This window comes from Peribacillus sp. NPDC097197 (genome assembly GCF_050278025.1).
Taxonomy (GTDB): Bacteria; Bacillota; Bacilli; order Bacillales; family DSM-1321; genus Peribacillus.
The window spans coordinates 144571-155992 of sequence record NZ_JBNNST010000003.1; the positions used below are offsets into that span (position 1 = coordinate 144571).

Annotated in this window: 13 protein-coding genes; 6 read left to right on the forward strand and 7 right to left on the reverse strand. The window is 39.2% G+C overall.

What is annotated here, in order from left to right; translation table 11 throughout:
• Positions 1 to 179: 179 nt before the first annotated feature.
• The 3 genes from ACQKL6_RS05335 to ACQKL6_RS05345 form a co-directional block, all read right to left on the reverse strand.
• Positions 180 to 1382 (reverse strand): C40 family peptidase, encoded by a 1203-nt coding sequence (locus ACQKL6_RS05335; protein WP_402957882.1) that lies wholly within the window; start codon positions 1380 to 1382, stop codon positions 180 to 182.
• 394 nt (positions 1383 to 1776) lie between these two features.
• Positions 1777 to 2448: a DUF2642 domain-containing protein gene (locus ACQKL6_RS05340; protein ID WP_427650715.1), complete on the reverse strand. Its 672-nt coding sequence runs from the start codon at positions 2446 to 2448 to the stop codon at positions 1777 to 1779.
• A gap of 23 nt (positions 2449 to 2471) precedes the next feature.
• Positions 2472 to 3827 carry an arsenic transporter gene (locus ACQKL6_RS05345; RefSeq protein WP_427650716.1) on the reverse strand — a complete coding sequence of 452 codons (1356 nt, stop codon included), beginning with the start codon at positions 3825 to 3827 and terminating at the stop codon, positions 2472 to 2474.
• A gap of 270 nt (positions 3828 to 4097) precedes the next feature.
• On the opposite strand from ACQKL6_RS05345, the gene ACQKL6_RS05350 reads away from it, so the two are divergent.
• The gene (locus ACQKL6_RS05350) at positions 4098 to 4592 is read left to right on the forward strand and encodes an N-acetyltransferase family protein (RefSeq protein WP_427650717.1); all 495 of its coding nucleotides are present in this window, start codon (positions 4098 to 4100) and stop codon (positions 4590 to 4592) included.
• A 124-nt stretch (positions 4593 to 4716) separates the two neighbouring features.
• Positions 4717 to 5007 (forward strand): HesB/IscA family protein, encoded by a 291-nt coding sequence (locus tag ACQKL6_RS05355; protein ID WP_427650718.1) that lies wholly within the window; start codon positions 4717 to 4719, stop codon positions 5005 to 5007.
• A gap of 42 nt (positions 5008 to 5049) precedes the next feature.
• Here the strand turns inward: ACQKL6_RS05355 and ACQKL6_RS05360 are convergent, their stop codons facing one another.
• Positions 5050 to 7131 carry a methyl-accepting chemotaxis protein gene (locus ACQKL6_RS05360; protein ID WP_427650719.1) on the reverse strand — a complete coding sequence of 694 codons (2082 nt, stop codon included), beginning with the start codon at positions 7129 to 7131 and terminating at the stop codon, positions 5050 to 5052.
• Positions 7132 to 7468: 337 nt separating this feature from the next.
• Between ACQKL6_RS05360 and ACQKL6_RS05365 the strand changes: the two genes are divergently transcribed.
• From ACQKL6_RS05365 to ACQKL6_RS05375, 3 genes are all read left to right on the forward strand, one after another.
• On the forward strand, positions 7469 to 8584 hold the full coding sequence (locus tag ACQKL6_RS05365) for a serine hydrolase (RefSeq protein ID WP_427650720.1): 1116 nt from the start codon (positions 7469 to 7471) through the stop codon (positions 8582 to 8584).
• A 108-nt stretch (positions 8585 to 8692) separates the two neighbouring features.
• Positions 8693 to 9130, forward strand: coding sequence for a GNAT family N-acetyltransferase (locus ACQKL6_RS05370; protein ID WP_407406793.1), 438 nt, complete (start codon positions 8693 to 8695; stop codon positions 9128 to 9130).
• Positions 9131 to 9240: 110 nt separating this feature from the next.
• Positions 9241 to 9675 (forward strand): DUF2383 domain-containing protein, encoded by a 435-nt coding sequence (locus ACQKL6_RS05375; RefSeq protein WP_402957894.1) that lies wholly within the window; start codon positions 9241 to 9243, stop codon positions 9673 to 9675.
• Between the two features lie 129 nt (positions 9676 to 9804).
• Here ACQKL6_RS05375 and ACQKL6_RS05380 read toward each other — a convergent pair whose 3' ends face one another.
• On the reverse strand, positions 9805 to 10119 hold the full coding sequence (locus tag ACQKL6_RS05380) for a DUF6440 family protein (RefSeq protein ID WP_407406795.1): 315 nt from the start codon (positions 10117 to 10119) through the stop codon (positions 9805 to 9807).
• On the reverse strand, positions 10094 to 10168 hold the full coding sequence (locus tag ACQKL6_RS05385) for a hypothetical protein (protein ID WP_402958067.1): 75 nt from the start codon (positions 10166 to 10168) through the stop codon (positions 10094 to 10096). The genes ACQKL6_RS05380 and ACQKL6_RS05385 overlap by 26 nt, the downstream gene beginning before the upstream one ends.
• A gap of 111 nt (positions 10169 to 10279) precedes the next feature.
• Between ACQKL6_RS05385 and ACQKL6_RS05390 the strand changes: the two genes are divergently transcribed.
• Positions 10280 to 10816, forward strand: coding sequence for a GNAT family N-acetyltransferase (locus ACQKL6_RS05390; RefSeq protein ID WP_402873854.1), 537 nt, complete (start codon positions 10280 to 10282; stop codon positions 10814 to 10816).
• 147 nt (positions 10817 to 10963) lie between these two features.
• On the opposite strand, the gene ACQKL6_RS05395 is transcribed toward ACQKL6_RS05390, so the two are convergent.
• Positions 10964 to 11248, reverse strand: coding sequence for an AbrB/MazE/SpoVT family DNA-binding domain-containing protein (locus ACQKL6_RS05395; RefSeq protein ID WP_402873851.1), 285 nt, complete (start codon positions 11246 to 11248; stop codon positions 10964 to 10966).
• Positions 11249 to 11422: the final 174 nt, after the last annotated feature.

Genomic DNA, 11422 nt, shown 5'->3' on the forward strand with positions numbered 1-11422 from the left:
CCCACATCCTTTGAGTCATAATATTATTCTGTGACTTCTACACAAAAAAAAATTTATCGCATAAGCCTCATTTTCATAATAAAGGTCATTCAACTCTGAAAAACTTCATTGAAAAAGAGGATATAAAAAAGAAGATAGATAGGGCCAGTTTCAAGCCCCCTCTATCCTGTCTCTTGCATTTAATTCATGATAAGTTGTACTTGGCCATAGCTTTCGAACTTCTGGGCAAAATACCCGGAAGAAAGGTCAGATATATGGACACCGGCTTTCTCGGTTGTATGGATAAAACGCCCATTCCCAAGATAGATCCCTACATGGGTTACACCTTGTCTTGTACCTGTATCCCTAAAGAAGACTAAATCGCCCGCTTTTGGTTCTGATATAGCCGGCAACCACTCATAGTAGTCAGCAGCAGAGCTACGTTTTATGGAAATCCCCTGCTCCTTCATGGCCCAGTAAATGAATCCACTGCAATCCATTCCCGTTAGCGGATCAGCCCCACTGAAAACATACGTGAACCCTCGTAAAGTATAAGCATATCTGATTACATCGTATGCATTGTCATATGCTGTTTCTTGTCCTTCATAGAACGGGAATAGAAGATCACTGTATATTTGAAGGTATTGACCTTCCATCACTTCATTAGTCGGTAAAGCATTACGTTTTTTGATGGAGTTCATGTGAATGCTGTAATTGTTTGAAATGCTACTTAGCGTTTCACCCGGTTGTACGATATGTTCCCCTTTAGGTGTATACGTTTTATAGATAACTTGATATTTAGCAAAGTACTTTTCCGTACTATTTCTTATTTGAACTGTTTCTGCACCATATCCAGAATTGACGAATTTGTCTTTTCCTAGATAAATCCCTGCCGTCACCACTTTTGATGTGTCTTTTTCAAGGAAAAAGATGATGTCTCCCGCCTTAGGAACAGCCGTTTCCATCCCAAGTTTATAAAATCCGTCTACGGTTAAACGATCCACAGCCACATTCTGCTGAGAAAGGGCCCAATGAACCAATCCACTCGAATCAAAGCCTTTAGAAGGGGTCTCTTCTCCTGCTGTTTTTTTGAATCCAACAAATGTTTTTGCATAGTTGGCAATTCGTTTCCCTCTCTCCGCCCACTGATAGATGGAAGGAGTATATGCTGTCTGTATGATTTTAAGTTTTTGTCCTACATATAACTGGGTATCCGGTAAACCATTGATATTCATCAATTGTTCTGGCGTTATATTATAAATCGATGCAATGGATTCTACCGTTTCTTGCGAGGAAACTGTATGAATCCGATCTGCTGCATCAACTTTTGTACCAGGTGTAAAGGTCACTCCAACCATGACTAGTAATAAAAGCAGCATGCTGACTAATAATTTTCTTCTCATTTTGAACCCTTCCTTTATGACTGGAAATACATACATAGAGCAGTTCCAGATTATTGGTAATCCTATATATCAGTTTATTAGAATGAGACTTTTTACTTACTTTCTCCAATAATATCGGTGATACTTATATATCCTTTAGACTATATATGACAAAAAATTTATATATATTAATCCTTTTTTAACAAAAATGACACATTTAAATAGTATATTATACTCATATATTTATATACTAAATCAAGAAAGGACTTAGTGCCTAGTTAATAAGATTTATCTAGCCAGAAAGTTTTTCTAATATAACGGCGGAAGAACAAAAAAAGAGCTTGTTTTCTAAAAGGGGCAGCCTACCCTTTTTATAAACAAAAAAGGGAGAGGCCGGTATTCTGGCTTCTCCTTTTTATGGAACATGCACCGTTTGAATTTGCGTCAGGTTTAAATATATACGTTCTCCTTTGGCCGTAACCAATTCAACCATGCTATTTTCCGAATTTTTGAGTAACCCCATTCTCTTAGGGTCCTCTCCTCCATCAAAAACAACGAGCTTTCCTTCGATCGTTTTCAGCTGTTCTTCCAAGGATCGATAGAGCGGTAATGAGGTTGGGTTTATAGGGAATTGTTCATGAGTGAGCGAGTATGGTCTTTCCCCTTGAGTATAGGGGGTTAGCCATTTAAGATGATGGAGGGAAATATACATGAGCTTATATACCGGAGAGTAGAAAGTAAAGTAATCGTTGAAAACATTCATTATATAACCATGTAGAGATATTTTCCCAGTTACATAGATTTCCGAAAAGATGCCTTTCGCATACATCAACACTTTACGATAGGACATATCCGTTTTTTCTTCCGCTATATAAAACCCTATAGGGGGTGATATGTCGGAATTCTTCTGGCTATCTGTACTCAGGTTTAAGCGACGGACATGCAATATTGGAAAATAGAAAAACCGCTGTTCAGTAAATAACACGAGCATATCTGAACTAAGGTCTGTAAGAACGCCTGTAAACAGATTATGACCAATGAGTTGAAGTTCAATTTGTTTTCCAAGTAATGCTGAAGCATCACTCATTTGTCACTCCTCCTGGGGTTTCATTAGTAAAAGACCAAATGGACCCAATAAAATAGTAAAAGCAATGTCACCACCGTAGCCAATGGAATGACTCGTACGGTAACGTTCACATACTCTTTCCATGTGATTTTCACTTTATTTTGTTTCAGGATATGCATCCAGATCAAGGAGGCAAGTGTACCGATGGGCAATAGCAAGGAGCCCATGTCACTTCCTATTATATTGGCTAGATAAATGGTCTTTAACGTGATGGGATCTAACCCCATTTCCGTCAACGTAATGGTCCCGATCATTAGGGCTGGATGATTATTGAAAATGTTCGATAGGACCGAAACAAGCCCTCCCATCACCAAACTCGCACTTAATAATCCTTTGTTGACAATCGGTTCACAGATTTGAACAAGGATGGCTGTAAGCCCTGCATTCTGAAGACCAAAAATGATGATATACATGGAGAACGCAAAGATAAGAATATGCCATGGAGTCTTCTTCAAAATATCTACGGGACTCGTACGTAGGTGATACCATCTCCAAATCAGCAATGATAATGACCCCATTACCGCAACCCACTCTATAGGGATCGATAGATAAGAAGCCACGAATAATAAACAGCGGACAATGAAGACATAGGTCAGGATCTTGAACATGAACATTGTACGTTGCCTCTTTGTTTCCACCGTCGTATTCTCTTTTAACGGATGAAAATTTTTAGTGAAAAATCGTTCCTCAATGTCATAGGAATGGGAGGGCAATTTTTTAGGCAAATCTTTCTTGATGACCATGAACATCAACCATGACATGAATAACAGCCCCAATGTTGCAGGTACGAACATCATGGCTGTATGCATATAAAGCGTCATATCGACGATTTTCAAGGCAATCAAATTGACGATGTTACTAACTCCAATGGGTGCGCTGGATGCAGTGGCTATCAAGGCCCCACTCAAGAGATATGAAATGGTTTCGTGTTTCTTCATTCGAAGATTTTTTAAAAGTAATATGAGGATGGGTGTCGTGATCATGATGCTCCCATCGTTATTAAATAAAAGCGTCATTAAAAAACATAATAATTGAATGTACCAATACAAACGATATCCGGAGCCTTTTGCAAGGGTTACAAGTCTCGCAGCAGCCCAATGAAAGAATCCGAAACTCTCCAGTATGACTGCCATGACAAGCGTTGCCATGATGGTGATGGAGGCACCCCCGATTTTACCGATGATATCCATTACATCCCCACGTGATACTATGCCAGTAAGCAATATGATTGCCGCGCCAAATGAAGCTGGCCAAGCTTCGTTTAGCCCTCGTGGTCTCCATAGTATGACAACCATTGTCATGACGAAGACAAAAATGGTCACCCCGATTTCAAAATGCATGATGTTCTCCCCTTTTTGGGCCTTGTGCCATTGGACCCTACTTGTCCGATTCTTATATATATATTCGTCATTAGGTATAAGGAGCGGGACAAGTAACCACGTCCACTAAATTGTGCCTTTGCCACTTTAGTGAACATGTCTCCTATGGAAAAGGGCCTAACGAAATACTTCCTAGACTCATGCCCACCATGTTTTTGAATTTCCTTGTTTAAAAAGAGAAATCTGCTATAATTTTCAGAAAAAAACTGGAAACCAGAAAGGTTGATTGACATGGAATTCACCATCCGTAGCATGCAAGTCGGCGACATCCCACAAGTCCAGCATGTCGCGAAGACAAGTTGGCATAGTACGTACGAAGGAATTATCCCCCTTGCCATCCAGGAACGTTTTTTAGATGTGGCCTATAGTGACGAGATGATGAAAAAGAGGGTTGAACACTCTTTTGTTTTCGTGGTCGAAGTGGCTGAAAGGATTGTGGGATTTGCCGACTTTTCTCCTGTAAAGGAAGGTGGAGAAGTCGAACTGGTGGCGATTTACTTTCATCCGGAGTTTCAAGGAAAAGGTATGGGTACAGCCTTATTGCAAACAGGAATCGACCACTCCAAAGGTTGGAATGAGCTTTTTATAAACGTTGAGGAAAAAAATGAATCGGGGACAGCCTTTTACCGGGCAAAAGGCTTTGAAGTTGTTTCTCAGTTTGATGATGACTTCGATGGACATGTCCTCAAAACAGTAAGAATGGCCTTGAAAAAGGAAGGATTCTAAAAAAGGGCTGTGAAATATTGTTATCCAAGAGAAAATGTTATTACTCTTGCCACGAACATGATAGAGTGAATATATGACTGCGCTTAACTTATGAGGCAGTGTCTAAACATTGGGAGTGAACAACTTGATAACCATCACTAAAAAGGCCCAGGAAGTCATTAAAGAGATGCAACGGAATATGGAAGAGGAAACATATTTACGGTTTGGGGTAACCAGTTCTTGCTGCAACCAGATGAACTATTATTTGAACCTTGTGCGTCATAAGACCGAATTAGAGGAAGTACTAGTTATAGATGGGATAAAGCTTTTAATGAACCCTTCGGATGCCCGTTTCACGGATCAAACCGAAATTGATTTTCAAGACAATGGCTTTTTAATCAATCATCCAAATCCGTTAGTATCACCTCTACAGTAAAAAAACAAAAAGGGAAACCAGATGGATGGTTTCCCTTTTTGTTTATTCCTTTATATGAAACCCTTTCAATGTATGCTCTAGGTCATCAATCAATTGCGTGACATGTTCTGTATATTTTGCAAGCTCATTGGACGAAGCGGCTTGTTCCTCCATGGATGATGCAATTTCTTCTGAAGAAGCAGATGTTTGCTGAGAGACCGCAGTTATTTCCTCCATCATTTTCACAACCGTTTCTTTTTGTTGATTAATCGATGATATGGACTGGGTTTCTTCAACAAATGAATAGGATATTTTACGAACTGAGTCCTCAAGTTCCTTCATGGCCTTGCTTACCGTCATGACTGCACTTTTTTGGTTCGCACTAATTTGATTCGTTTCATTGGTCGTCTTCAGTAGCATTTCCGTGTCTGAAAAAATGCTGTGTATGATGTCCTGGATGTTTTTTGTTGCTTCTTTCGATTCCTCGGCTAAGCTGCGAACCTCATTCGCCACGACCGCAAACCCTTTTCCGGATTCGCCCGCCCTTGCAGCTTCTATGGAGGCATTCAAGGATAATAAGTTGGTTTGCTCTGAAATCTGGGAAATCGTATTCGTCACATTCGAAATGGTTTTTGATTTCTCCACAAGACTCAAACTCATGCTTGTCACGGCTGAAAAAGCTGTCTCCAATTTTTGATAAGACGCTTCCAACTCGTTGACTTGTTCCTTCCCTGACTCGATTTTTTCCGAAGCCGTCTCCAAAACGTTTTGTGTCCTATCCGATAACTTGGATAGTCCATCGATTTCATCACTGAGCAATTGAATCGTATGGGCTCCTTCTTCTACCGATTCGGATTGACTGGCTGCCCCTGCTGCAATTTCTTCCACGGCACGTGAAACCTCAGTAATGGATGTACTATTTTCCATCGCAATCTGGCTCAATCCTGCAGTTGCCTCCGTTACAGCATTCGTATTTCCTTTCACATCGTTAATCAATTCTCTTAATTTACTTAACATGATATTATAACTTTTGGATAAGTCGCCCATCTCATCATTCGAGGCATGGTGAAATTCGGTTACTAAATCCCCGCTCGCTGTCTTCTTCATGACATGTCGAAGATCCGATATCAGCTTTTTCAACTTTCCTGATAAATAAATGGCACATACGATACCCATCAATACACCAAAAACCAAAGAGACGAATACAGTCCGATTAATATCAAGCAACTTACCTTGCAAAACTTCATCCGATGTCAAAGCCACCACTTTCCAGTTCACGTCAGGAACCGAATTCACTTCACCCGTATACTGTTGGTCTTTCCACTCTAACGTCTGGGCTGTTTGCTTCGACCCATCGTACATGTCCGAAACCCACTTGAACTTGGAATTGAATTGATCCGCATCCGTTACTAGGTCCCCCACTCCTTCGACCTTCCCACTTTGATTTGGATTCATATTCTTGCCGTCCATTTCCTTCATGAACGAACTTACGATAATGCCTTGCGAATCAAGGATCACAAGGTTACCATCAGAATGCCTCTCAATTTCCGTACGCATCTTTCCGATGGTAGATAAATCAATATCATAGCCTAATGCCCCTACCATTTTCCCATTTTCCAAAAAAGGCGTGACCACGGAAGTCATGATACTGCCATTCACGATATCTTGGTACACATCCATCCATTTTGTTTTCGGGTTTTCCGATAGCTGCGTATACGTTACGGTTTCTCGAGCATCTCCCTTAAATTCCATTTTAGGAGATGCGTATAATGATCCGTCCGTACCGTCCATATAATAAGCCGATAGCAAGTGTTCATTGTTCAGTTGAAAAGATTCAATGGTTCTCTGAATATCTTTCAGTGAATCCCCATCCTTTAGATGGATCGATACCAATTGTGATAATTGATTTATTGAATCTTCATAGACTTTCAAATCCGCGCTAATCTGTGATACAGCATTTTGGGCTGCGCTTTGATTTGTGGCAACACTATCTTCCTTGAACACATTGGAAACCTGGAAGGCCATTATTGAAACAGAAACACCCATCGCCAGAAAAATGGATAGACAAATAAAAAACATCCACTTTACCCGGATCGAGATTCTTCTGTGCTTTTTTTCCCTTTTAACAGTTGGTGAATTCCCCATTATGATTTCCCCTTTTTGATTACGTGTTGGCTTGATTGTCCCTTAAAGTAAATCGCCATTTAGGATAAGCAACATGCTTGATAATAGCAGGCACCTAATTTTTCCACATAACAATACTATATACCCAAAATAACATTGTCAATGACTAATACAACTCTTTTTTATAGTTATATAGTCCATATCTTAAAGGAAAACGGAATTAAAATGAAAATCGTGTAATCTATCATCTTTTAATTCAAAAAGGATATATATGGTAAATTTATTCAGAAAACTTGAAACCTTCCCTTTTAACAATCGTATATACAGAAAAAGGAAATCGAGGTAGGGGCGTGATTCTTTGAAGAGGAATATTCTATTTAATAGGGGAAAATTACTACTTCCCAGCCTGGTTGCAGGAATTGGATTCTGGAAGTTTATGAAGGCCAGATATGAGGCAAACCCTGACTATATCGTTCATTTCATTAAAAAGTATGCTGAGAGCAAAGATATTTCTTTATTCATCCATCATAATGATGAGAAGATTGCCGAGGTTAACTCAACCGTGCAGCTTCCATTAGCAAGCACCGTTAAAATCATCATGGCCATTGAATACGCTCAACAGGCTGCGGAAGGATTAATGGATCCTGATCAAAAAGTGCAAATAGCGGACATCGAGAAATTTTACATACCCAAAACAGATGGTGGTGCACATGAAGCCTGGCTTTCACAGGTAGGAACGAGCGGGAACGTTCCTTTATGCGAGGTCGTGAATGGAATGATTGCCTACAGTTCTAATGCGAATACAGATTATTTAATGAACCTTCTAGGGCTGGATAGCATCAATTCCGTCCCAAAAAGCTTAGGAATCCCGAACCACGAACCCCTGTATCCGATTAGCGCTTCCCTTTTCATACCCAGCACTCTCATGAAAGAAAAGAAATTCACAAGAAAAGAGACACTTCATGCGATGGAAAAGATGGAAATGACAGAGTACCGAAGTTGGGCACTTGCCATAAATGAGCGATGGAAAAGCAAACCACCTACAGAACAAGAGAAGAAAGAAGCAACGAAACTGCTGTCTCTTGATTTTCAAAAAATTTGGTCTGATCGTTTGTCACGATCCACTACAAAAGACTATGTATCAATCATGAAGATATTAAACAATAAGATGGATCTTGATCAACATGTTCATGAACACCTTGATCCCATCATGGAGCAATTGATGAAGAATCCCAGTAATCGCAAATGGCTTTTACATGCTGGTCAAAAGGAAGGATCGACCGCTTTCGTTCTAACGGTGGCCATGTACGCAACAGATAGAGACGGAAATAGGACAGAGCTCGCCCTTTTTTCAAATAATCTATCCTCCATGAACCAAGAAAAGCTTACCCGAAGTCTAAATGATTTCCAACTTCAAATCCTAACCAATCCAAAATTCCGAGACTTCATAAAAGAAAACTTCGCGATCTCATAGAGCACTTTTTTTGGGAAACTGAATTCATTTGACTAGTAATAAAATGAACAATAGGCGTTCCTGAATGGTATTATTGGATTATTCGGAATATAATTGGAGGTTTCATGCATGGTCATCAAAAAAGCCACAATGGCAGAGCTTGATTCACTTAGCGAGTTATTTGATTCATACAGGGTTTTCTATGAGCAACCCTCTAATCTTGAAGGGGCTCAGCATTTTTTAAGAGAAAGACTAGAGAACGAGGAATCGGTCGTCTTCATTGCAAGGGATGGTAACGATTCATTGGGTTTTGTTCAATTATATCCTTCCTTTTCATCAATAAGCATGAAACGGTCATGGATCTTGAACGATTTATTCGTAAAGGAAAGCGCCCGCAAGAGAGGAATTGGTGAGAATTTATTACAAGCCGCCGTCGATTTTGCAAAAGAATCGGGAGCAAATGGGGTATCCCTTGAGACCGGTAAGGAGAATGTTACTGCGCAAAGGCTTTATGAGAGATTTGGATTCGTAAAAGAATCGAACTTTTTTTATCATTATTCCATCTAACATTTCGAGTGATCTACTAAAAGGGGCCAATTTCAGGCCCCTTTTAGTATGCAGATAATTTTCATTTGTACAGCGCATACTAAGATCATTATCTATAGGGAGTGATACGATTGGATCAAGAACAAACGATTAAGATACTGAATAAATTCTTACAGGGAACATACATGGGCATTCACGCCTATGAACGTTTTATAGAAAAACTGCAACATTCTTCTTTAAAAGACTCGTTCATTTCAATTCAGAAAGACCAAAAAAATCATGCGACCCTCATTTCAGAGAGAATTCAGCATCTAGGTGGTACACCTGTAACGAGTGAGGGGATCATTGGAAAGATCGAGGCAGGCATTGTAAATGTAGTGGAAAATTACAATTCAGAGGAAGAGATTATTAAACATGCCATTAAAGGGGAAAACCTATATGGAATAAGAATGAGTGAGGACCTAGTAAGGGATAAATTAGATGAAGAAAGTCTAAATCTAGTCCATAGAATTCTTGATAAAGACCGGGAACATGTGGATTACCTAAAGTCTCTTCTACATTCTTAGAAAGTGAGTTTCCAATGCCCGTACATTTTATTTTCTTAGTGTTCGTTATAAATGGATCTAGCCACCTGTTAAATATTTCTTTGTGACATGTGTGAAAAAAGCCACCTCCATATGGAAGTGGCCGACCCATTACTCAACTGAAGTCCCAGACTCAGCTATAAAGTCTTTATCAACTAAAGGTTTTCCATCTTTATCAACCATAACCGTTAACCCAGAAGTAGGACCGCCATAATGAAACATATATAGGACTCCTGTTTCATTATCACGAATTATTTTAGTAACAGCCATTTTTCCTTCTGTATAAATGTCCTCAAAACGTTTCTTTGCCACTATAACACGCTCCTTTTTTCGGATTGTTGAAGCAGCTATCTCCATCTTACTTCCAGGAAGTACTTTTCTTCCTTCATCCCTAATTATATTAGTTCCGCAAGTTCCTGATTCCAAAAAAGGAGTAGTCGTTCATGGTGGATAAGTGGCCCAACTGGCGTAGCATGGTAGAAATATTGCCTCTGTGATACGTGCCGTGGTTATCTTTGTCTTTGCTATGGTATACCGAGCGATAGTGTATAATGAAATATATTCCATTAACTGAAGGGGGTCAATCGTGTTATCCAGTAAAAATATATATGTAAGACAACTTATACTATCAGATGCTGAAAATTTACTACAATTGCTAGTGGAAAATAGGCCGTTCTTTGAACCATTTTCGACAGACCAACCAGCTAACTACTATTCTTTAGAAAAACAAAAGGAAATCATAACTTCGGGACATAAGTCAAAAGGAAATAGTAGTTACGAGTTTGGAATCTTCCTGAATACTAATCATAGGTTAATAGGAACGATCAGCCTGTTTCATATTATTCGCGGGCCCCTTCAAAGTGCCACCATGGGTTATTACTTAGACCAAAAAAACAATGGGAATGGTTACACTACAGAAGCTGCCAAAATGGTGGTGGATTATGCTTTTGAAACGATTGGTTTACATAGGATTGAGGCTGGGGTTATGCCACATAACATAGGTTCCATACGCGTTTTGGAAAAGGTCGGTTTTCACAAAGAAGGAATCGCAAAACAAAGTGTAAAAATACAGGGGCGCTGGGAAGATCACCAGATATTAGCCATAATCAATCCAAATGATTAATCCGAAAGTCGGGCAAACTATCAATGTGAATTCTTCTTATGGGTAACATCATTTTTTATGTTCGAGTAAGAATGATAGGAGATTAATAGAAGAAAAAAAGCGCAACGGGTAATTTCTTCCCGTTGCACTTTTTTTACTTGAAAACTATTATTTTGCTGTTTCAAGGCTAGCTTGAATTTCTTTAATTAGAAGTTCAGCGCCTTCTTGGCTAAGGATTAACTTACCACCAGCAAGTTTCATATTGTCATCAGATGTTTCACCCGTTACTTGACAAGTCATGTTCGGTTTATATTTTTGAAGAATGATACGCTCTTGTTCTACATAGATTTCCAAAGCGTCCTTCTCTTTAATTCCTAATGTACGGCGTAATTCGATTGGAATTACCACCCGGCCTAATTCGTCAACTTTACGTACAATACCTGTAGATTTCATTTGTCATTACCTCACTATTTATTATGCATTATTATATTCGTCAAAATTCGACATTCTTTTCTCTTATTAAAGATACCACCCCTTCCCAATTTCGTCAATTACCGTATCTTAATATATTATCTACCTTCTATTAGAAGATTCGAAAAATACGGAATAAACACTGATATAATGGCA